17 protein-coding genes, 3 tRNA genes and 1 pseudogene are annotated in these 23,770 nt (G+C 35.1%); 5 read left to right on the forward strand and 16 right to left on the reverse strand.

Going from position 1 to position 23,770, the window contains the following annotated elements; translation table 11 throughout:
* Positions 1 to 32 precede the first annotated feature (32 nt).
* From N4A35_07715 to N4A35_07740, 6 genes are all read right to left on the reverse strand, one after another.
* Positions 33 to 3,005 carry a T9SS type A sorting domain-containing protein gene (locus N4A35_07715; GenBank protein MCT4581290.1) on the reverse strand — a complete coding sequence of 991 codons (2,973 nt, stop codon included), beginning with the start codon at positions 3,003 to 3,005 and terminating at the stop codon, positions 33 to 35.
* Positions 3,006 to 3,142: 137 nt separating this feature from the next.
* Positions 3,143 to 4,012, reverse strand: coding sequence for a lipoyl synthase (gene lipA, locus N4A35_07720; GenBank protein MCT4581291.1), 870 nt, complete (start codon positions 4,010 to 4,012; stop codon positions 3,143 to 3,145).
* Between the two features lies 1 nt (position 4,013).
* A complete protein-coding gene (locus N4A35_07725; protein ID MCT4581292.1) occupies positions 4,014 to 4,757 on the reverse strand; it encodes a hypothetical protein in 744 nt (247 codons plus the stop codon).
* 133 nt (positions 4,758 to 4,890) lie between these two features.
* Positions 4,891 to 5,643: a succinate dehydrogenase/fumarate reductase iron-sulfur subunit gene (locus tag N4A35_07730; protein ID MCT4581293.1), complete on the reverse strand. Its 753-nt coding sequence runs from the start codon at positions 5,641 to 5,643 to the stop codon at positions 4,891 to 4,893.
* Positions 5,644 to 5,691: 48 nt separating this feature from the next.
* Positions 5,692 to 7,707: a fumarate reductase/succinate dehydrogenase flavoprotein subunit gene (locus tag N4A35_07735; protein MCT4581294.1), complete on the reverse strand. Its 2,016-nt coding sequence runs from the start codon at positions 7,705 to 7,707 to the stop codon at positions 5,692 to 5,694.
* 12 nt (positions 7,708 to 7,719) lie between these two features.
* Positions 7,720 to 8,376, reverse strand: coding sequence for a succinate dehydrogenase cytochrome b subunit (locus tag N4A35_07740; protein ID MCT4581295.1), 657 nt, complete (start codon positions 8,374 to 8,376; stop codon positions 7,720 to 7,722).
* Between the two features lie 237 nt (positions 8,377 to 8,613).
* Between N4A35_07740 and N4A35_07745 the strand changes: the two genes are divergently transcribed.
* The 3 genes from N4A35_07745 (at position 8,614) to thiL (ending at position 11,262) form a co-directional block, all read left to right on the forward strand.
* Positions 8,614 to 8,695: transfer RNA gene (locus N4A35_07745), tRNA-Leu, on the forward strand.
* 86 nt (positions 8,696 to 8,781) lie between these two features.
* Positions 8,782 to 10,137: a trigger factor gene (gene tig / locus N4A35_07750; GenBank protein ID MCT4581296.1), complete on the forward strand. Its 1,356-nt coding sequence runs from the start codon at positions 8,782 to 8,784 to the stop codon at positions 10,135 to 10,137.
* Positions 10,138 to 10,218: 81 nt separating this feature from the next.
* The gene (gene thiL / locus N4A35_07755) at positions 10,219 to 11,262 is read left to right on the forward strand and encodes a thiamine-phosphate kinase (GenBank protein ID MCT4581297.1); all 1,044 of its coding nucleotides are present in this window, start codon (positions 10,219 to 10,221) and stop codon (positions 11,260 to 11,262) included.
* 19 nt (positions 11,263 to 11,281) lie between these two features.
* On the opposite strand, the gene N4A35_07760 is transcribed toward thiL, so the two are convergent.
* From N4A35_07760 to proS, 10 genes and pseudogenes are all read right to left on the reverse strand, one after another.
* Positions 11,282 to 13,249, reverse strand: coding sequence for a gliding motility-associated C-terminal domain-containing protein (locus N4A35_07760; GenBank protein ID MCT4581298.1), 1,968 nt, complete (start codon positions 13,247 to 13,249; stop codon positions 11,282 to 11,284).
* A 514-nt stretch (positions 13,250 to 13,763) separates the two neighbouring features.
* The gene (locus N4A35_07765) at positions 13,764 to 15,275 is read right to left on the reverse strand and encodes a gliding motility-associated C-terminal domain-containing protein (GenBank protein ID MCT4581299.1); all 1,512 of its coding nucleotides are present in this window, start codon (positions 15,273 to 15,275) and stop codon (positions 13,764 to 13,766) included.
* Positions 15,276 to 15,755: 480 nt separating this feature from the next.
* Positions 15,756 to 16,526 (reverse strand): annotated as a pseudogene (locus N4A35_07770) (PKD domain-containing protein).
* A gap of 421 nt (positions 16,527 to 16,947) precedes the next feature.
* Positions 16,948 to 17,391, reverse strand: a complete 444-nt coding sequence (locus N4A35_07775; GenBank protein MCT4581300.1) for a nuclear transport factor 2 family protein — start codon at positions 17,389 to 17,391, stop codon at positions 16,948 to 16,950.
* 65 nt (positions 17,392 to 17,456) lie between these two features.
* Entirely contained in the window at positions 17,457 to 17,714 is a 258-nt protein-coding gene (rpsT, locus tag N4A35_07780) for a 30S ribosomal protein S20 (protein ID MCT4581301.1), read from the reverse strand.
* A 32-nt stretch (positions 17,715 to 17,746) separates the two neighbouring features.
* Positions 17,747 to 17,818, reverse strand: a tRNA-Glu gene (locus N4A35_07785).
* 241 nt (positions 17,819 to 18,059) lie between these two features.
* Positions 18,060 to 18,317, reverse strand: a complete 258-nt coding sequence (rpsT, locus tag N4A35_07790) for a 30S ribosomal protein S20 (GenBank protein ID MCT4581302.1) — start codon at positions 18,315 to 18,317, stop codon at positions 18,060 to 18,062.
* Positions 18,318 to 18,348: 31 nt separating this feature from the next.
* Positions 18,349 to 18,420, reverse strand: a tRNA-Glu gene (locus N4A35_07795).
* Between the two features lie 85 nt (positions 18,421 to 18,505).
* A complete protein-coding gene (locus tag N4A35_07800) occupies positions 18,506 to 19,201 on the reverse strand; it encodes a hypothetical protein (GenBank protein ID MCT4581303.1) in 696 nt (231 codons plus the stop codon).
* 197 nt (positions 19,202 to 19,398) lie between these two features.
* Complete coding sequence (proS, locus tag N4A35_07805; GenBank protein ID MCT4581304.1) at positions 19,399 to 20,874, reverse strand: proline--tRNA ligase; 1,476 nt, start codon at positions 20,872 to 20,874, stop codon at positions 19,399 to 19,401.
* Positions 20,875 to 21,001: 127 nt separating this feature from the next.
* Between proS and N4A35_07810 the strand changes: the two genes are divergently transcribed.
* Together N4A35_07810 and N4A35_07815 are read left to right on the forward strand one after the other, a co-directional pair.
* Positions 21,002 to 22,219: a hypothetical protein gene (locus N4A35_07810; GenBank protein ID MCT4581305.1), complete on the forward strand. Its 1,218-nt coding sequence runs from the start codon at positions 21,002 to 21,004 to the stop codon at positions 22,217 to 22,219.
* 24 nt (positions 22,220 to 22,243) lie between these two features.
* Positions 22,244 to 23,734, forward strand: coding sequence for a hypothetical protein (locus tag N4A35_07815; protein MCT4581306.1), 1,491 nt, complete (start codon positions 22,244 to 22,246; stop codon positions 23,732 to 23,734).
* Positions 23,735 to 23,770 lie beyond the last annotated feature (36 nt).

The raw sequence follows: 23,770 nt of genomic DNA on the forward strand, positions 1-23,770 counted from the left end.
GCTTTTTTTTAGGTTTATCTTAATTTAAGAATTTAATACTTAATAAACTTAGTTACTTCAGAAGCATGTGCTGTTTCGAAAGTAACAATATAGGTACCAGAAGGATAATCCTGAACATTAAAAGGAATTACATGCATGCCAGCAGATAAGTTCTTTCTATTAATGTTTTTAATAATTTTTCCTTGCAAGTCGTAGATGTTAATGTTTACTTCTGAAGCATTGTTGATTTCAAAACCAATTTTACCTTCAGTACTCATTGGGTTTGGATAAACAGTAATGTTATTTAACTCTTTAACATCTTCTTCAACAATAGACTCTTCAGTGCTTAAAACAGTCTCAGATTTCCAAATACCTCTACCATGTGTTCCTAAATATACAGCGTATGGGTTAGAAACACCATCTGCTAATGATCTCCATTGTTGACGAACATCAAATACAGGAACTAAACCAATTTCGTTGTTAATAGGAGTCCAGTTTGTCGAGCTACCACTAATGTTTTCTGTGGCAAAAGCTCCATATTCAGTACCAACAATTACCGTTTCATTTGTAGAAGCATTGGCTATAATTTCAACTCCGAAAACTGGTGCATTTGGTAAACCATTTGATCCATTACCGTCAATAGCTGTCCAAGTTGGAGAAGCAGATGTAGCGTTAGTAGAGTAATAAACATGATTTGATCCTGTACCTCCTCTAACAATAATTACTTTGTCTGGATTGTCTTTATCTACAGAAATATCAGTAACAATACCAGCTCCACCAGCATTAATCGTTTCAACAGTAAGCTTATAACTTGCACTATCTTTATATGAATAATCAGCTTGTTCAAAAGAGTAAGCACTATCTAATCCCATAACTCTGTATACAGTCCCTCCAAATGTTCCAATCCATAAACAGTTACCGTCTTTAGAGAACTCGAAAGAATGTGCTTGATTACCTACTGGATTTACTTGCCACCATTCAGTTGATACACCATAACGAGTCATGTCTCTTGTTAAGTAAATACCTTGCTCTGTATGTGTTACAAATAATGATTGTACATAGTCTGGTACCATGATCGTGTCTCTAGCTATACCATTCTCCAATAAAGTATCTCCAGCATATAAGGTATCAAAAGTAGCTGTTACAGTATCACTAGTAATAAAAGTAGTGTCATAATCTACAAAGATATCTTGATTAACAGTATACTCTAAAGGTAGTTGGAATGATTCACTAGCATAAGAAACTGTAGATCCTGATAAAACAGTTTCTCTAGCAATATACATAATAGAATCTTGCGTATCTAAGTCATTTGGATCTTCAAATAATCTTAATGGTGTGTAGAAAGTACCAACTCCACCACTTGGGTCTCCTGGTGTTCCTGCTGTAATACCAGTCATATCAATACTTGAACCAGTTCCTACACCCTCAAATCTTCTAATTCCACTATTGTAAATAGAAGCAAAAAATGCATCTTTATTCAAATATGAAATCTCACACTCAAATCCATCTCCTCCATTAACTTCAGTATGCTCTAACCAGCTGAAAAAAGCAGTGTGATTGTTGTATTGAGTTCCATTATCTTGTGCTCCACCAATTACAGCTCCATCAGGACCGTATCCCATAGCATAGAATTGAGTTACATTATAACCTCTGTTAGCATCGTAAAATGCACTTAAAGTACTATCTCTTGAGATTTGAACTCCTCCATCATTACCAATGATTAATTGACCCTTAGAGTTCCAAGTTAATCGATGGTTGTCTGCATGTACATAGTTAGGGTTACCTTTAGGGTATGCCCAGTTACTTAATGTCTCCCATGTTCCAGAAGCTGGAGAAGAGTTAGGGTTTTTAACCCATCTGTATAAATTTAATCCTCCTAATACACATTGATCAGGAAAACCTTTTACGGCGTCAATAACTAAGTTATATCCTCCTTGTGTTGCAGTTGGGTCCCAACTTACACCACCACTTCCAGTCGTATATTGTTGAGCGATTCTAGTCCAATTAACACCATTATCTTCAGATAACCAAACACCACCTATACGACCATTTGATAAAGATCGAGCGACATAACAATTCCAATTTCCATTGGCGTTTTTCTCATAAGAAACGGCTGTTTCATTTCTAGATGAACTTCCTGATATTTGACCAGCACCATTTCCTGTCACTTTGTTGAATGAGTTTCCTCCATCTTGTGAAGACCAAACTGTACTTGCTGAAGCAATAGTAACTACAGATCCATCAGGAGATATTTTAACATCTTGAGTTGATGTTGAATTTCCTAGTGATGTCGCTGTTATAGCAATTAAAGATCCTTTATCGACCATTTTCTTTGCTCCAAATGATGTTCCAGTGATATAAACAACATCGTTTTGAGAATAATCAGCTGTTACTTTTGTTAAATCTTTATTTGAAGTTCCATCGACTTGAGTAAACGAAGCTCCATTATCAGTTGAATACCAAAGTCCATCACCTCTTTGACTCCCTGAGTTTTCATAGGTTAAATCTCCTTCAAATGCAGCACCTCCAGTAGCGACATAAATAGTTCCATTATTCGTAATAGCTGTTGAAGAAATGGATAATAACTCAGTTGCATCATCCCATCCTTGCATTCTGCTCCAACTGTTTCCTCCATTAGTACTTTCATAAAGCCCTCCTGTTACAGCACCAGCAATGATATGAGTGTCATCATTAGGATAAACAGAAATTGCTCTTGTACGTCCTCCTACATTATCAGGACCCTCGTCTATGAATGTAAAAGCAGTAGTTTTAGCATTGTACATGTTCTTCACATGCAACAAAGCAGCTTCATAATCCGCTTTTTCTATTTGCCCGGTGTGAACATTTTTTCTTAAGTTATTGTAGTACTCTGCCGCTAGAGCCCATTTTTGACTATCTTTTTTATGTAAAGACAATGATTTAGGAGTATAATTACTCTCTATTTTCTCTTGTGATGGGAAGATAAACGAGCCAACTGCTATTGCAGAAATCGCTAATGTTCCTAGTATAATGTTAGTGTTTCTCATATTCTTCAGATGATTAGAATCTAATATATTCAATTTCCAAACTTACGAAATATCTTAATCAAATTTAACGAATAGTTTAACTTTTTTTAACCTAAATTACTTAAACGGTCGTTTTGAATGTAGAAAAGGAAATAATCTTAAAGATCAAAAATATGCTTTTCAGCATGGTATGATGATCGAACTAGTGGAGCGCTTTCCACAAAACGATACCCCATCTTTAAACCTAATTCTTTGTATTCCTGAAATTTTTCTGGAGTTACAAAATCTGCAACAGGCAAGTGTTTAGGGGTGGGTTGTAAGTATTGACCTAATGTTAAAATATCTACTCTAACACTTCTTAAATCTTCCATTGTTTCGATAACTTCTTCTTCAGATTCCCCTAATCCAAGCATTACCCCTGATTTGGTACGCATTCCTCCTTGTTTTAAACGTCTTAAGACTTCAAGGCTTCTATTGTACTTCGCTTGAATTCGAACTTCTTTGGTAAGGCGTCTTACTGTTTCTAAATTGTGAGATACAATTTCTGGAGCAACATCAATTATTCTTTGTAAGTTCTCCCATTTCCCCCCAAAATCAGGAATTAAAGTTTCAAGAGTAGTTCCTGGTGATTGTTTCCTAATTTCTTTTACTGTGTCTACCCATATAAGCGAACCTCCATCTTCTAAATCATCTCGGTCAACAGAAGTAATTACAGCATGTTTAACCCCCATAACTTTTACAGAGTTTGCAACTTTAGCAGGTTCCAATAAATCAGCAGGTAAAGGTTTTCCCGTTTTAACAGCACAGAAACCACAAGAACGTGTACAGATATTACCTAAGATCATAAAGGTCGCAGTTCCTTCCCCCCAACATTCTCCCATGTTAGGACAACTACCACTTTCACATATTGTATGTAATTTGTGTTCAGAAACTAAACCTCTAACTTTTTTGTATTTCTCCCCAGTTGGAAGTTTTACTCTAAGCCACTTTGGTTTTTTTGTTCTTATAGGTGAGTTTTCTACTGTCATATCACAATGTTTTCTTTCCGAATTGCAAATTTAAGAAAACAGTGGGATAAAGGAAATTATTTTTGACTTGACTCATTAAAGGCAGTCGTTTATAAAAGGCATCTAACCCTATTCCTAGTTCTAAGCTCTTAACCTTTTCTCGGTCATTAGCATATTCAAATATAAAACTAGTTTTAAGGTTAGCACCTGGCGTAACAGTTAGCTCAGATAGACCAGTTAAATTGGATGAGCGTCCAGAGATATTATTGATATGATGTAATTCAGGATCATACCTTTCTGTTGATACTCCTACACTTTGATTGCCGTTAACTTTTAAAATTTCTAGGTAAACCGGCTTCAATAACCCTAAGGTTACTCCATAACTAATATTGTGCGCAACTTCTATTCCTTGTTTTCTTAACTTTTGATAAATAACTTTTTTTCGACCTCTGTTTAAACGAAGTACATTTAGGGTGTTGAGTTTTCCATAATAATACCCCTTAGCACGGTCATCATTGGTAGATGTTCTTTTGAATTCTTTTCCATGCTTCATTGAAGTAAATTCAATGGTGAAAGTCTTCTTCGTTTTAAATGTATTGAATTTAGAATAGGTAAAAGTTCCTCCCCAACCACTTGTATGTAGTTGAACACCTCCATAATAGGCCTTTCTCAGACTAGCCTTGTTGATTTGACCAGCTGGTAATTGTCCATAAGAATGATGAACAATCAAGAATAGAAGAGCTAATATGTATAGAGTGTACTTCAATTAAATCAAAAATGGTCTAGTAAAAATACGATAATAAATCTAACTTATTGTGATTTAGTCGTATGAAATATACAAAAAAAGAGCGATCCTTAAATTAAGAATCGCTCTTTTAACGTTTATAATCTGTTGTTGATTAGTCGTTTTTTGTTAGAGAAGCTTTTAAATATTCTCTATTCATAATCGCAATGTTTTCTAGAGATATTCCTTTTGGACACTCTACTTCACAAGCTCCAGTGTTTGTACAGTTACCAAACCCTTCTAAATCCATTTGATTTACCATATTTAAGACACGCTCTTTTCTTTCAACCTGTCCTTGAGGTAATAAAGAGAACTGAGCTACCTTAGCTGATACAAACAACATCGCAGAAGCATTTTTACACGTAGCAACACAAGCACCACAACCAATACAGGTCGCTGCATCCATTGCCTTATCTGCATCTTGTTTCTTAATTGGAATAGCATTGGCATCTTGCGTATTACCAGAAGTATTTACAGAGATAAAACCTCCCGATTGTTGAATTCTTTCAAAAGAACTTCTATCTACAATTAAATCCTTAACAACAGGAAAAGCTTTTGCTCTCCATGGTTCAATTGTAATTGTTTCACCATCTTTAAATTTACGCATGTGCAATTGACAGGTAGTGATCGCTCTATCTGGTCCATGAGCTTCACCATTAATATATAATGAACACATCCCGCAAATACCTTCTCTACAGTCGTGGTCAAAAGCTACAGGTTCCTCTCCTTTGTTGACTAAATCTTCATTTAAAACATCTAGCATTTCAAGGAATGATGAATCTGGTGAAATATTCTTTACAGGATAATTTACCATTTGACCTTTATCTTTGGCATTCTTTTGACGCCAAATCTTAAGTGTTAAGTCCATGTCTTTTTTTTCTGACATAATATAAATGTTTTTTTAACCTGTTAAGGTTTATTTATAACTTCTTTGTTTTAACTCGATATCTTTAAATTCTAATTCCTCTTTATGAAGTTTAGCTTCACTTGGTACCCCAGTGTATTCCCAAGCTGCTACATATTTAAAGTTAACATCGTCTCTCTTTGCTTCTCCTTTTTGCTCTCCATCCAGCTCAACAGATTCTTCTCTAAAGTGTCCTCCACAAGATTCGCTTCTTTGTAAAGCATCCATAGCAAATAACTCTCCTAATTCTAAGAAATCAGCAACTCTTCCAGCTTTTTCTAATTCTGGGTTTAGAGAATCAGCAGAACCAGGAACTCTTAAGTCTTTCCAGAATTCTTCTCGAATTGCTTTAATTTTTTCGATAGCTTCTTTTAGACCAGCTTCATTTCTTGCCATACCAGCATTGTTCCACATGACTTCCCCTAATTTTTTGTGGAAGTGATCAACAGACTTAGTTCCCTTGATATTCATTAGTTTCTCAATACGGTCTGTTACAGCTTTTTCAGCTTCATCAAATTCTTTAGAATCTGTTGGGATTGCCCCTGTTCTAATTTCATCAGCTAAGTAGTCTCCAATAGTGTATGGAAGAACAAAATATCCATCAGCTAAACCTTGCATCAATGCAGAGGCCCCTAAACGGTTAGCTCCATGATCAGAGAAATTCGCTTCTCCAATAGCGTAACATCCAGGAACAGTTGTCATTAAGTTGTAATCTACCCAAATTCCTCCCATTGTATAGTGTACAGCAGGATAAATCATCATTGGTGTTTTGTATGGATTTTCATCAACAATCTTCTCATACATTTGGAAAAGGTTTCCGTATTTAGCTTCAACTACCTCTTCACCTAGTTCAATAATCTTAGCGTCAGATGGATTGTGAATTCCTAGTACGTGTGCTTTTTCTGTCCCATATCTGATAATTGCTGATTTAAAGTCTAAGTAAACTGCTTCGCCTGTTGCATTCACTCCATAACCAGCATCACATCTTTCTTTTGCAGCTCTAGATGCAACATCCCTTGGAACTAAGTTACCAAAAGCAGGATATCTTCTTTCTAAGTAATAATCCCTATCTTCTTCCTTAATTTGTGTTGGCTTTAACTTTCCAGCCCTGATTGCCTCAACATCTTTCATGTGTTTTGGAACCCAAATTCGTCCATCATTTCTTAACGACTCAGACATCAAAGTCAATTTAGATTGGTGGTCTCCACTTCTAGGAATACATGTTGGGTGTATTTGTGTATAACATGGATTAGCAAAGAAAGCTCCTTTTTTATGAATTTTCCAAGCAGCACTTGCATTCGACCCCATGGCATTAGTTGATAAGAAAAATACATTTCCATATCCTCCACTTGCAATAACAACTGCATGAGCAGAATGTCTTTCAATTTTTCCTGTTACTAAATCCCTTGCAATAATTCCTCTAGCTTTACCATCAACTACAACCAAATCAAGCATCTCATGACGATTATACATCTTGATTTTACCTTTACCAATTTGGCGGTTCATAGCAGAGTAAGCTCCTAATAATAATTGTTGCCCCGTTTGTCCTTTAGCGTAAAAAGTTCTAGAAACTAATACCCCTCCAAATGAACGGTTATCTAAAAGACCTCCGTATTCTCTTGCAAAAGGAACTCCTTGAGCAACACATTGATCAATAATGTTTCCTGAAACCTCTGCTAAACGGTATACGTTAGCTTCTCTCGAACGATAATCTCCTCCTTTTACCGTATCGTAAAATAAACGGTAATTAGAATCACCATCATTTTGATAGTTTTTTGCGGCGTTAATACCTCCTTGAGCAGCGATAGAGTGTGCTCTTCTCGGAGAATCTTGATAAGCAAAGGCTTTTACATTATAGCCCATTTCAGCTAATGAAGCTGCAGCAGAACCACCTGCCAAACCTGTACCAACAACAATAACATCAATTAATCGTTTGTTGGCTGGGTTAACCAAGTTTATATTATTTTTATGATTTGTCCATTTGTCTTTAATAGGACCTTCTGGAACTTTTGAATCTAATATCGACATATCTTGTTGTTATTAATGTGATTGAGTTAAATAGTGGTAAACAGCAATGAAAATATATGATGCAGGAACAATAATTGCATATAAATTCCCTAGCTTTTTAAGAATAGGTGTGTACTTGTTGTGATTAAAACCTACCGATTGAAACGAAGATTGAAATCCATGCATTAAGTGCAACGATAAGAATATAAAAGATAAAATGTATACAATTAAATGCATCGTATCTCCCAATGAATGGTGTAACTCTTCCCAATATCTTGTTGGATCTTCAGGTGAACCAGCTATATACTTGTAATTCATCTCATGTGCCCAAAAATCAGACATGTGTCCGATTAAGAAAAGCATAATCATTACCCCCGTAATAATCATGTTTCTAGAAACCCATGATGAGTTTGCTGCCGCATTGTTTTGCGCATATTTGATGTTTCTAGCCTTGTTGTTTTTAGCTTCCAAAATCATTCCCATTAGTAAGTGGAAAATAACACCAAAAATTAAAACTGGTTGTAGCAAAAATTGTACAATAGGGTTGTATCCCATGAAGTGAGAAACCTCATTGAATAGGTCGGGGCTAAATACCGACAGCATGTTAATCATTAAATGCTGTAGTAAAAAGAACATCAGGAAAAAACCTGATAGTGCCATTAAAATTTTTCTTGATACTGAACTTTTCATTTTTTATTTATTCTTTATTGTTTAGATAATTTTATATTTCCTTTTTTAAAAAGTCAGACAAATGTAATATTTGTTGCTAAATTTGATGGTGATTTCTATCAGGAATCTATAGATGAAATTATTATTTAAATCCATTACAAATAAGAAAAGTTGTTTTTTTTAAGAAAAATATTGTGAAGATAAAATTTAGTGTTATATTTGCACTCCAAATTTAGGCAAGAGTGCTTATGTTTTGTAGCGGATATGGCGGAATTGGTAGACGCGCTAGACTTAGGATCTAGTGCCGCAAGGCGTGTGAGTTCGACTCTCTCTATCCGCACAAGGTAAGATGGTATAAGCGGCAAACTTATACCATTTTTTTTTAGTAGGTAAATCCATAAATTAAATTTTTAATTGAAACCAGAAATGGAAATTGTAAGAGAAAATATTGATGAATTAAATGCTGTTTTGACAGTTAAAATAGCAAAAGAAGATTACAACGAGTCTTACGAAAAGGCTTTAAAGAATGTAAGAAAGCAAGTACAAATGCCAGGTTTTAGACCAGGTCAGGTTCCAGCTTCTGTCGTTAAGAAAAAATATGGAGTTTCTATTTTGGGAGAAGAATTAGATAAAGTATTAAATAAAGCTTTATTTGATTATATTAAAGATAATGAACTTGATGTATTAGGACAGCCTTTGCCACAAGCAAATGATTCTCAAGAAATCGATTGGAAAAACCCAGGTGATTTTGAATTTTCTTATGAAATTGGTCTAGCGCCAAGTTTTGAAGTGAAATTAACGAAAAAAGAAAAGCATACCTATAATAAAGTAAAGGTTGATGATGAATTAATCGATAAGCAAATTAACGACTTTGCGAAGAGATATGGAAAATTGGTTTCTGTTGATAAAAGTGAAGATAAGGATATGTTAATGGCTTCTTTCAAAGAACTAGATGAGAATGATAAAGTTCTTGAAGACGGATTTACACATTCTTCAACAGTGTCTATTGAGTTTACTGAAGATAAAAAAGCGAAGAAAAAATTAATTGGCTTAAAAGTAGGGGATGTATTAACCATCGATCCTAAAACAATTTCAAGAGGTGATGCTGATTTAGCAGCAATGTTGAATATCTCTAAAGAGGCTGCTGAGAAATTTGATAAAAATGTTGAATTAACGGTAACTGAGGTAAAAAGATTGGAGCCTGCTAATGTTGATCAAGAGCTGATTAATAAAATATATGGAGAAGGTACTGTAGATGGTGTTGAAGCTTTTAAAGCTAAAATCCAAGAAGAAATGTCTTCTATGTTTAACAACGATAGTGATCGTTTATTCAAAAGAGATTTTGCGAATAAAACAATCAAAAAATTAGATTTATCATTGCCTAATGGTTTTCTTAAAAAATGGATTGGAGCTTCGAATAAAGAAGTTACTCCAGAACAAATTGATGCTGAATACGATCAATATGCTGAGTCATTAAAATGGCAGTTAATTGAAAACAAAATCATAAAAGAGAATGATTTACAAGTTTCTAACGATGAGGCTGTAGCGTATACAAAAGAGTTGTTAGGAAATCAATATGCTCAATATGGAATGATGATTCCAGAAGAGAAAGAGTTTAATAAAATGGTAATGACTGTTTTAGGTAACGAAGAAGAAGGAAAGAAAATCTACGACGCACTTTATGATAAAAAAGTATTGACTTATTTAAAAGGAGCTGTGAAAGTAGAAGAAAAAGAATTAAGTTATGATGATTTTGTTAAGGTCGCAAGTGCTGAAGCATAATTCATGATTGAATAAAGTTTTAAAAGATCAATATTATTTATTTAATATTGATCTTTTTTTATTTATAAAAACTAGACAAATATGTTTAACGAAGACAAAGAAATACAGAAAATAGATGAATTAGGTGAGTTTGGTCTAATTGATCACATTACAAAAAACGTAAAGATTCGTAATGCATCAACAAAATTGGGGATAGGAGATGATGCTGCGATAGTTAATATGGCTGATAGTGATCTAGTTATTACAACTGATATGTTGGTAGAAGGCGTGCATTTTGATATGGTTTATACACCACTGAAGCACCTAGGCTATAAAGCAGTTGTTGTAAACGTTAGTGATATCTATGCGATGAATGCTCAACCTAGGCAAATTACAGTTTCATTAGCTATTTCAAGTAAGTATAGTGTTGGTGCCGTTGAAGAAATATATGACGGGATAAGGTTAGCTGCTGAAAGATATGGTGTTGATGTAATTGGAGGTGATACGACTTCTAGTTTGTCTGGTTTGGTTATAAGTATAACTGCTGTTGGAGAAGTAGCAAAAGGACAAGCGGTAACAAGAGCAGGGGCCAAAGAAAATGACTTAGTAGTCTTATCTGGAGATGTAGGAGGTGCTTATATAGGGCTTACCTTATTGCAACAAGAAAAAGAAGTTTGGAAAGTGAACCCAAATTCTCAACCTGACTTTACAGGAAAGGATTATGTACTAGAAAGACAGTTGAAGCCAGAAGCTAGAAAAGATATAGTAGCCTTATTAAAACAATTAGGTGTTGTTCCCACTAGTATGATAGATGTCTCAGATGGGGTGTCTTCAGAAGTAATGCATTTATGTAAACATTCAGCTGTGGGTTGTAATATTTATGAAGAAAAATTACCAATAGATCCTACAACCTACCAAAGTGCTAGAGACTTTAATTTAGATCCTACTATGTGTGCGCTAAATGGAGGAGAAGATTATGAATTGTTGTTTACAATTTCTCAAGATGATTTTGATAAAATAAAAGGAAATCCAAATTTAACAGTGATTGGACATATTACTACTAAAGAAAGTGGCTTAAACTTAATAACGAGTGGAGGCTCAGTGACTCCATTGAAAGCTCAAGGATGGGATGGGTTAAAAAAATAAATTAAAGGTGAGCATTAGCTCACCTTTTTAGTAAAAATACACCTGATTTATTGATGGGTGAATCACTATAATCAATAGCTTTTATAATGTAATAGTATTCTCCTTCTGCTAGTTCAATCCCAGATTGGCTCTTTCCATCCCATCCCTCTAGGGAATCTGTCCATGTGTAAATAAATTTCCCCCAACGATTAAGTATTGAACACTCAAACGATTTAATTCCTTTTGCATTAAATTTAAAGATGTCGTTTTGTCCGTCTCCATTTGGAGTAAAGATATTGGGGAACATGAGTTCACTATAGTCAATATAAATAAAAATGCTATCGTGAGCTATACAACCATTTTCATCAGTAAGAGTAACGATAGAAGTGAATGCACCTCCAGTAGAAAATGAATGAGTAAAATTAGAGTCTGTGCTAATGGTATTGTCGCCTAAATCCCATACAACGGTTCCTGGTTCGCCTTGCCATGAAAAATCAATTTGATAAGGAGCTATACCATAAATACTGTCGATTGAAGTAGAAGAGCTTAAGATGTCAACAGCTGTCGTAAAGTTTTCATCAATAAAAACAACATCGCTCGAAGAGCAACCATTGTTAGTGTTTGTAATAGTTAGTGTGTAGGTTCCTCCTGAGTTAATAAGGGGTGAAAGGGTAGTAGCATCGCCTAATATATTCCCATCAATGGTCGTCCATTGATATACGAAAGGAGAACCAGAAGCTCCTGTACTTAATAAGTTTATTTCTGGAGTATTACAAGTTACTATGGAGTCTGGACCTGCAAACACATTTGGGGAAATAGTATCCATTACAAGTTTTGAAGAGTCAATTGTTTCGCATCCATTGGTGCCTGTTACTGTAACGATATAGTCGCCAGCGGGGCTAGTGTGATTAACCATAATACTTGAAGAATTAATAATCCCTGATGGGGTGTCCCATGAATAGGTGTTTCCACCTGTAGCATTAAAAGATCCTGTGTCAATGATACAGTTGAGTATAATATCGTTGATAGGAGGAACAAAAGGAGGTGTTTTATCAACAAATATTGTCAGAGTATCTGTATTCGTACAACCATTAGAGCCTGTTATGGTTAGGGTATAGTTAGTTGTTGAATCGGGGTTGGCTATTGGGTTTGAACTATTGGGTGTAGATAAACCTGTGTGGGGACTCCATGAATAGGAACCGTTTCCAATGCCGTTTAATATTTGTGTTGGAGTTGTACAGGATGTTGTTAAATCATTTCCTGCATATACATTAGGAAGAGAATCATCAACTGTGATGGTAACTTGGTCGGTGAATACACATCCGAAATTGTTGGTTTCAGTTAGCGTGTAGGTTGTGCTCGTATCTGGATTGGCGTGTGGGTTGGAAATGCTTGGATTGGATAATCCTAAGGTTGGAGCCCAACTGTAGTTGCTATTAGGGCTAGGTGGAGCTCCAATAGTTGCTCCATTGGGGTTTGAAATACAGTTTTTAGTAAATGGTGCCCCTGCGTTTGCTGGTTGGATAATACAACAATTAGTAGTGGCATTTCCCCCTATATTTGTAAAAGTAATGTTTCCTGGATTGTTTGAATAGTTGGTGATTAATAAGATGTACCATTCCCCAGGTTGTGCACCATTAATATCACAATGTTCAATGGGAGCAGTAGAATAGCTGCAATCTTGTACGGTTCCAGATGGGAAAGCTCCGTTGCCTCCACAAGCTGAAGTCGCATCCGCAAAGGGACCCCAGCATATAAAATCAACATCATTACTTCCTTGTTGTATTTGAATCGTTAAATTACCTCCATTAGCAATTTGCATGTGATACCATGTAGGGTTTGGACTTGTGTTTAAACAGCCGACTTGCCCTAAATTAGGTACACCTGTTATACTAGGAAAAGTATAAGTTGTTCCGGTACAGAAAGGGAGAGAGTTGTTGCAGTTATCGCCCTGAGGTTTAATGTAAAAATACATTAAGAAAAAGAGAATTGAAAATAGGAATTTCATAGTGTGTAATAGTGGAGTAGATTAATAAAATAGTTGTATGTATTGCTTTTTTATAGTGAATTGGTATAAAAAAATAGGGAGGGTAAGGAGTGTATATTTTACTTAATGTTTGGAGATGAATCCATTTAAAATATAGGTGTTGTCTATACCGTTTTATAGAAAACAAGAGGTTAAGTAAAATAAGTTAAGAGAAATATAAATGTAGTCGTTTTTCATGGGGTACCGTTTTTGTTATCGCCGACAAATTATTCAAAACGGATCTGATAACAAAATTGAAAAAGAACAAAAAACGGGTAAAATAAGGTTTCAAAAAGCCTGATAATTCTGTTAAATAGAATAAGATTTTTGTAGTTATTTCTATTAATGAGAGTTAATAGAAGTTAAAATTAAAATATATAAGCCACATTCTTTCTGTATTACTATCAAAAGATAAACGATTAGGCTGTTAGATATAATTGCTAACTAACTTATTGGGGGATCATAAAACAAAAAAGAGGCCTAGGCCTCTTTTTATTTATTTCATTAGCATTATTGTTCCTGTTTGTTCTATGGACTGATCATCTCGATCTATGGCTTTTAAAATGTAGAAGTATTGACCTGCTGGTAATTCTTTCCCTGCAAAACTTCTTCCATCCCATCCTCCAACTGGAGCATCCCAACTGTAAACAACTTGTCCCCATCTATTATAAATTGAGCATTCAAATGTTTTTATTCTTTCTCCACGGAAAGTAAAAATATCGTTTTGGCCATCGCCATTCGGAGTGAAAACATTAGGGAAGATAATCTCTCTACCATCAATATCTACATAAACAGTATCGTAAGCAACACAGCCTTCAGTATCAGTTAACACAATGATAGCAGTATAATTTCCTCTTAAATCATAACTGTGTGTGATGCTTGAATCAGTACTGTAATTGTTATCTCCAAAATCCCAAGATACCGAACCTTCATCTCCAACCCATGAGAAATCAACAACATGAGGAGCGATACCAAAAATACTATCAATTTGAATTGAAGAAGCTAAAATCTCTACATTTGCAGTAATGTCTTCATCAATAAAGACTTGATCACTAGAAGAACAACCATTGTAATTGTTGGTAACTGTAAGTAAATAGGTGCCACCAGCATTAATTAAAGGAGTGGTAGTAGTAGCTGAGTTAACAATTGAGCCGTCAGTTGTTACCCACTGGTACGAAAAGTTCCCACTAGAAGACCCTATTCCTGAAAGGTTGATCTCGGGAATATTACAAGTGATGATTGAATCAACTCCAGCATTTGCAACGGGATGTATAGTGTCTATTCCAATTACAACCGAATCTGTTTTCCAGCAATGATTTATCGTGTCAAGAACAGTTAATAAATAGGTTCCCTCCTGGTTAATCGTAGGAGTAGTTGTAGTGGTTCCTTGGGTAATATTTCCGTTAGTTGTATTCCAATTATAAGTATAGTCATTACCAGTTGAAGAATTATTTCCATTGAGGTCAATTACTAAAGCGGTACAGGTAAGTACACTGTCTAATCCTGCATGAGCTGTTGGAACTATAGTGTCTACATAAAGATTAGAAGAGTCGACTACTTCACATCCGTTTGCTGCGGTTACAGTTACAACATATGCTCCAGCTAAATTAGTGTAATCAACACTTAGACTTTGTGCGCTTCCTCCTCCAGTAGGTGTACTCCATGAATAGGTGTTACCACCAGAAGCACTAAATGTCCCACTGCTGGTATTACAGTCTAATGTAATATCGTTGATTGGAGGAACAATAGGGTAGTTTTGATCAACTGTAATCGTTACAGCATCACTATTGGTGCACCCATTTGCCCCTGTTGTCGTTAAGGTATAAGTTGTCGTCGTACTTGGACTAGCAACTGGAGTGGCAATTGTAGCATCTGAAAGTCCACTAATTGGTGACCATTGAAAAGAACCGGTCCCCGATCCATTTATTGTATAAGTAGGTGTGGTGCAGGTTGTTGTGAAGTCTGTGCCTGCATCAACAGAAGGCAACCCTTTATCTACAGTAATCAAAATATCTTCTGTGTTTGTACAACCATTTGCTCCTGTAACTGTTAATGTGTAATTTGTAGTCGAACTTGGATTGGCTACTGGGTTAGCAATATTCGCGTTAGATAGTCCACTACTTGGACTCCAAGAATAAGAACCAGAACCAGTTCCATTAAGTGTGTGTGTTGGAGTAATACAGTTCGTGGTAAAATCAGTTCCTGCGCCAACAGTAGGTATTCCTTTATCTACATTAATAACAACATCATCTGTGTTAACACATCCGTTTCCATCTGTTACTGTTAGGGTATAGGTGGTGTTGCTTGTTGGGTTGGCTACAGGATTAGCTATACTTGCATTGGATAGACCAGAACTTGGGCTCCAAGAATAGTTACCACCTCCACTTCCACTAAGCGTGTGAGTAGGGTTGATACAATTTGTTGTAAAATCAGCTCCAGCATTCGTGTTAGGTAGTGCATGAACAGTATAAGGAATTGTCGTAGATCCAACACAGTTATTGTTGGTCGTTACAGATAATTGAACATTATATGTTCCAGCTGTACTATAAGTATGCGTAGGGTTTTGTTGCGTGGATGTATTTCCATCTCCAAAGTTCCATTGCCAAGCTGTCACAAATTCTTGCCCTGCGGAGGAGGAGGCATCAACAAATGAGGTGGACTGATTTTCACATACGCTAGCCGCTGTAAAAGTTGAAGTAGGAGGGGCTAAGGTTAAGTCAACAGTAGTGAAGACGCAGTATTGAACACCTCCGACAGTATAGTAAGATGTAGCTGTAACAGTTTCAGTTCCTGGGTTGTTAAAGGTTAAGTGAGCAGTCCAGTTGTTTCCTGTTAAATTCGCTGTTAGTGGAGTTTCAACGAAATTCCCAGAAATAACAACGGAATCAGTTGATGAGCCTGATACTGTACCATTTAAGTTAAATGAACAATTTTCAGATGCTCCAGATACATGTGAGGTAATGTTAACTCCTTGAGCAACAAATGGAGTGATGTTATCTACTAATACATAGCCTAAATGACCTCCATGAACTCTAAAATAAACATGACTAAAGTTTTGCGTAGGTGTAAAAGTTACAGTGTATGTTTGCCAGTTTAAATGAGTAATAATTGGAGAGCTCCATAAGAGACTTGTTGTCGCACATAGCGAATTTCCTCCATATAAATGAATCCCACATCGACTGCTATTATTGATTCCTCCCTGATTGGCATTAGTTGCTGCTAAATCAATCGTAAAAGTATAGGTCACATTGGCTATCATATTGCCACTCAATTGTTGAGAAGCACCTTCTAACCAGCTTGATCCACCATTTACAAATCCAACATAAGAGTTCCCATTTGATGGAGGTAGCGTAACTCCCCAATGACCAGGTTGAGTGTCAGGCGTTACACCACAGGTATTCCATGGTGATGGTGTAACGTGCTTACTTGGGGTACCTTCAAAAGAAGGATTGACTACCTGCAATGGAACTTGCTGATTACATTGTGACCAATAGTTGTTTATTCCTAATAACAGAGGAAGTATGATTGTAAAGTAGAGTCTTTTCATTGGGATAAAAATTTGTAAGGAACCCTCAATTTATTGAAAAGAATCAAGTTTAACAAAAAAATAACAACAAAAAAGATGAAATAATACATTATATAGACAAATATAATGTATTACGTGATACATAAAATAGCCGTTAACTAGAGTGATCACTGATTATCACCCACTTATGGTTTATTTTTTTCCAAATTAATGAGTAGTACCCCTCTAAATTTTTTAGCTCCTCAGAACGCTTTAGGTGCCACTTTCCAACAACATAAATGTACTTGTTGGAGAGCTGTTGAATGGTTAGGTTTTTAAAAGTTAATATTCCCATTTCCTCTTGGTTGGTGTATGTTTTTTTATAGTTGTTTAGTGTTGCGTCCCAACTATAATTAACTCCTGATTTTCCAATAAACATTAATGAATCTGATTCCCAGTAGTGTTGCATAAATCCTTCTAGGTCACCTTTGTTCCAACAATTTTCTTGTTCTTGCATGTATGTTCGAATAAGTACAATGTTTTTGTTGCTGCTGTTTTTTAGGTTAGAACAACTCACCAAGAAAGTTAGTATTATAAATAGAATGAATAGGTGTTTCATGATTTTTGGATATAAAAAAAGCCTTTAGTTCAACTAAAGGCTTCTCAAATTCTTATCAAATGCTATTAAGCAGCTAAAGCATTAACTTTCTTTGTTAATTTAGACTTTAAATTAGCAGCTTTTTTCTTATGAATAATATTTCTTTTAGCTAATTTATCCAACATACTACTTACTTTTGGTAGTAAATCAGAAGCTTCTTTCGCATCAGTAGATGCTCTTAACGCTTTAATAGCATTACGAGTTGTTTTGTGATAATACTTATTTCTAAGTCTTTTCTTCTCGTTTGATCTAATTCTTTTTAATGCTGACTTATGATTTGCCATTTTATAGTATTCTAATTATTAAGTTTATTGTGTAGCCCGTAGGGGAATCGAACCCCTGTTTCCAGGATGAAAACCTGGCGTCCTAACCCCTAGACGAACGGGCCAATAAGTTTAAGCAATTAACACTTTTTGTTAATGCGAGCGCAAATATATGAAGAGTTTTTGTTTTTACAAACTTTTTTTCAAAAAAATGTATTAAATAATATAGAATTAAAGTAGTTATCCAATAGAGGGGCTAAGATTACACTATATAATAGGAGTCGCTTTTAATAAAAAAATGTTTTTTCTAGAAACAAAAAAGCCTTTAGTTTAACTAAAGGCTTCTCAAATTCTTATTAAGTGCTATTAAGCGGCTAAAGCATTAACTTTCTTCGTTAATTTAGACTTTAAATTAGCAGCTTTTTTCTTATGAATAATATTTCTTTTAGCTAATTTATCCAACATACTACTCACTTTCGGTAGTAAATCAGAAGCTTCTTTTGAATCAGTTGAAGCTCTTAGAGCTTTGATAGCATTACGAGTTGTTTTATGATAATACTTATTTCTAAGTCTTTTCTTCTCGTTTGATCTAATTCTTTTTAATGCGGACTTGTGATTTGCCATTTTGTGAAAAAAAGTTTTGTGGAAATTTAAGTAGCCCGTAGGGGAATCGAACCCCTGTTTCCAGGATGAAAACCTGGCGTCCTAACCCCTAGACGAACGGGCCATTAAGAATGCAATACTGCTTATTTCGTTATTGCGAGTGCAAATATAAACAAAGTTATTTTAATTCTGCAATTATTTTTTAAAAATTATTCAATTTCTGTATTGTCTGCTGAAAATTTGAATCCTAATCGTTTGGCTGTCTTTAGTTTAAGACCGTCACTAATTTGTTTCATTTGATGAACAGAGACTTCTTTTACTAAATCATAAGGAGGTACTAACAAGTCGAAGTCTAAAGTGTATAAGATAACAGACTGTACAATGGCTTTAATTTGATCTTTATCTATTTTAGAATTAATTAAGTCATTATAAAGGAACCCTAACTGTCTTTTCCCTTCAACCATATAATGATTTTCTCGGTTAATAAATAAACGTGCTACAAGGTATCCGGCATCATTTACCCTATTATATTTGAAAGAATCGTTTAAGAAATTGTAAATATTAATCACACCAGTGTAACCTCTATTTTCATCAGCTTTTAAGTAACTGGTATTCCATAAACTATTCCCCTGATCAAATTTAAAAACATTAGTATGCATATTAAAGATTAGAATATCTCCAGCTATTCTTAGGTGAACCTCATGTTCATCAACATCTCTATATTCAACAATAACTCTATCGTCAATAGCTTTAATTCGGTGGCTTAAATCATCTCCAACTTCTTTTAATACTTGCTTCAATACTCTAAAATTGAGTAGCGTATTATTAAACAAGTCTTGTTTTAGTATACTTTTTTCTTTTACAATTTTAAAGATTAAATCTTGACTGTCATTAGCATCCATCATACTTATTGTTGTTTATTGCGTTTATCCAAAATTAGAATCAAAAAAATGGATAATAGGTTTTGTTCTTAAAAATTTAAATACCAAAAGTATACCATTTATTAATATACGTCAAAAAATGAATGATATAATTATAGACAAAAAATCCTAACCATGAATAGTCATAGTTAGGATCATGTCATTTAAAGAGAAAAAAGTACTTAATAAGCTTTTGCAAATAATACTTTTTTAGCAGATTTCTTTCCTGTATAAATACAAGTCCCCTCTTCTTCTTTAGAATCATAAGGGATACATCTTATTGTTGCTTTTGTTTCTTGTTTAATTTTTTCCTCTGTTTCAGCTGTCCCATCCCAGTGTGCTAGAATAAAGCCTCCTTTGTTGTTAAGAACCTCTTTGAATTCATCAAAACTCTCTACAGTTGTAGTGTTGTCCATTCTGAATTTTTTTGCGCGTTCTAAAAGGTTAACTTGAATTTCATCCAATAGCGCTTTAATTTTAGGAGCTAGCCCCTCTTGATCGTATCCTGTTTTACTTAAGGTGTCTCTCCTTGCAACTTCAACAGTGCCATTCTCTAGATCTTTTGGTCCAATAGCAATTCTTACTGGAACACCTTTCATTTCATATTCTGCAAACTTCCATCCTGGTTTACGCTTTGTATCATCATCAAATTTAACAATGATGCCTTGTGCTTGAAGCTCAGTTTTAATTTTATTGGCAACTTCAGAAATTTGAGCAAGTTGTTCTTCGCCTTTATATATAGGTACTATTGCTACATGAATAGGAGCTAGTTTAGGTGGTAATACTAAACCAAAATCATCACTATGTGTTAAAATTAAAGCCCCCATCAATCGAGTAGAAACACCCCATGAAGTAGCCCAAACATGCTCTTGTTTTCCATTGGCATCAGAAAATTTAACATCAAAAGCTTTAGCAAAATTTTGACCTAAAAAATGTGAGGTTCCTGCTTGCAAAGCTTTTCCATCCTGCATCAGCGCTTCAATACAATAAGTTTCATTCGCACCAGCAAAACGTTCGCTTTCAGTTTTCCAACCCTTTACAACCGGCATTGCCATATACTGTTCAGCAAAATCAGCATATACTTCAAGCATTTTTTCAGATTCAGCAATTGCTTCTTCTTTTGTCGCGTGAGCAGTATGCCCTTCTTGCCATAAGAACTCTGCTGTTCTTAAAAATAAACGTGTCCTCATTTCCCAACGTACAACATTGGCCCACTGGTTAATTAATAGTGGTAAATCTCTATAGGACTGAATCCAATTCTTAAAAGAATTCCAAATGATCGTTTCAGAAGTAGGGCGTACGATAAGTTCTTCTTCTAATTTAGCATCAGGATCGACTACAACACTTTTCCCATCTTCTCCTGTTTTAAGTCTGTAATGTGTAACTACAGCACATTCTTTTGCAAAGCCTTCAACATGTGCCGCCTCTTTGCTTAAATATGATTTAGGTATAAATAAAGGGAAATACGCATTTTGATGACCAGTTGCTTTAAATTGAGCATCTAAAATGGATTTCATGTTTTCCCATATTGCGTAACCATAAGGTTTAATGACCATGCTTCCTCTTACATCAGAATGCTCTGCAAGGTCTGCTTTTGTTACTAATTCATTGTACCAACCCGAAAAATCTTCGGCTCTTTTTGGTAAGCCTTTTGCCATAATATTTTGGTATGATTATTGTTAATTATCTGTTAACGCTAACAAAGTTAAAAATTAAAAAGTTTTTAGGTTAAAATAGTCGTTAAAGTTTTATTATATTTATATACTTATCGTAATTTGTACCATCATGAAAGCAATTTATAGTTCCATTCCAGTATTCGTTTTGTTATTTACATCTTGTGCTTCATCCTTAAATTTAGCTTACGAGGATGATTTGTATGCTGATGAAGAAAATATATATATTGCCCAAATGAATGAAGAAAGTACCGAAGGTGCAGATGATTATTATGACCCGAATTATTCAGATGTTTATAAATCTGATTATTTTTCAGAAGAAGAAAACGAGAGGTTTAGTGATGATGATCGTTATTTTGGGTCTCCCAATGCTGGATTTTACAATAATAGTTTTAACCCTTATTTTGGATATGGATTTAATAATTCTTTTTATTCGAACAATGCTTGGGGTAATCCTTATAATTACAACTCCTTTGGCTATAACCCTTATTGTATAAGTTGTGGTGGATTTGGTTATAATCCTTACTTTGGAAATTCCTACAATGCTTGGGGAACTCCATATAATAATTTTGGCTATGGTTATTACACTAACAACTTTGGTTATAATCCTTATTATGGAACTTATAATCCCTACTATGGTGGTTATTATGGAGGGAATAATAATAGTTTTGCAAACAATGATATGGTAAAACCGACTGGGGGGCATCGAGGTAGAGGTGTGAGTACTGGTTCTAGGCATGGTTCTTCTTATCGATTCTCTAATGGTTTGTCTAACCATGGGAATACTAGTAATACTACAAATAGTGGAAATGAAGGGTATACTCATGTAGTACCAACAGGGATGAAAGTTGTAGATAATGATGTCATCAGTGCAAAAGAACCTGTTAAAACGGAGTATAAACCTACCTACAATCATTCAATTTCTTCCATTAACAATGCTCAACAAAGTTATAGTAGTAATACCTCTAAGCGAATCAGTAATGAAAGACCAACGGTTAGCTCAAGTTCGAACTCAGCTTGGAACAATGCTAGACAACCTGCGAGGGCTAGTTCAGGCTCTTCAAGGTATCAATCTGATTCGAGGAGAGCGCTATCTGCTTCTCCAAGTGGAGCAAAAGAAAGCTCGAGAGCTTCTTCTTCGTACAGAATGAATTCATCCTATAAAGGGAATTCGTCGAGAACGTATACCACTCCGTCAAGAAGTAATTCTAGTTATTCTGGTAGTAGTAGAAGTTCTTCTAGTTATTCCAGATCAAGTGGAAGTAGTAGATCTTCAAGTAGTGTTTCAAGAAGTTCAGGAAGCTCGTCTAGAGCAGGAGGAAGAAGATAGGAGCTAAATCTAATCTATTTTATTATGACAATGCAATTTAATTTTACATTGATAGGGCTGTTATGCTTTGTTTATACTTCTTTTCTAGCACAAAACGAAGAGGATGCACTCCGTTTTTCAACAACTGATGTACAAGGTACAGCTCGATATGCAAGTATGGGAGGTGCTTTTGGGGCGCTAGGAGCTGATATTTCAGTGTTGAGCGTCAATCCAGCAGGAATGGGGAGGTATAAAGCCGATGTACTAACAGGTACAGTCAACTTGGGGGTAGGGTACACAGGAGCCACACTAAACGGAGAAGAAACATTGACTAATTCAGAAAACTTTGATTTGAATAACTTAGGAATTATAGGAGTATCCAATACTAGAGTAGATAACCCAAGTCCATGGCGTAAAGTCCAATTTGGATTTGCCTATAACCGGTTAGCAGAGTTCAACGATAAATATGCTGTTAATGGTGTCAATGACGCTTCTTTTTCCTATGTCTTGGCTGATAGAGGGTATGGTCGAACACCAAATGAAATCTATGGATTTGATCAACATTACGCTGGGTTAGCTTATGAGAATTATTTAATTGATCATGTTGTTGATTCTAGTCAACAATGGTATGTCACTCAAATGCATAATGATTATGGAGGGGGGATAACTCATGAGCACTATGTTGAAACAGTTGGTAGGATAGGGGAAAGCGCATTTTCTATTGCAGGGAATTATTCAGATAAGTTGTATTTAGGGGCTACTGTTGGTGTAGATAAAATTCAATATAGTCGTACTAAGACACATTTTGAAGCTTCTAATTCAGATTCACTAGCAATAGATAATTTTACATTTGTTGAAAATTTAACTACTCGTGGTAATGGAGTGAACCTTAAAGTTGGAGCAATCATACTTCCGCAATCATGGTTGAGGCTAGGGATAGCAATGCATACTCCAACCAATTATTACTATATGCGAGATACATGGAACTCTGAAATAATAACAAATTTTAAAAATGGAGATCGTTTTTCGGAAGAATCTCTTTCCTCTAGTTATGTCTATAAAATGAGGACTCCTGGTAAACTCATGGGGAGTTTAGCATTGGTCTCAAAAAAACTGGGGCTGTTGAGTGTAGATTGTGAGTATATTAATTATGGAAATGTATTGCTTAAAAATCATCAAGGGGCAGGAGATTCTTACGATTTTAATTATGAGAATACTGTTTCTGAGCAGATTTATCAATCAGCCTTAAATATAAGAGTAGGAGGAGAGTATAAGATTACAAATTATTTAATGGCAAGAGCTGGATATGCAGTTAACGGCCAGCCATTTAAAAATGAGTACAAAGATCAAGCAACTCCCAAAATAAAGTATTCATTGGGGCTAGGGTTTAGAACGGAACAGTTTTTTATAGATGCAGCTGTAGTGCATTCACAACAAAAGGAAAACTATTTCTTATATGATCCTATATTAATTGAAAATGCAGCTCCAACCAAAAAATGGACGAATGCATTAGTGACACTTGGTTTTAAAATTTAAAAAAATGTTAGCTTTGTGGTTCAAATCCATATATTC

This window comes from Flavobacteriales bacterium (assembly GCA_025210295.1).
Lineage (GTDB): Bacteria > Bacteroidota > Bacteroidia > Flavobacteriales_D > Parvicellaceae > S010-51.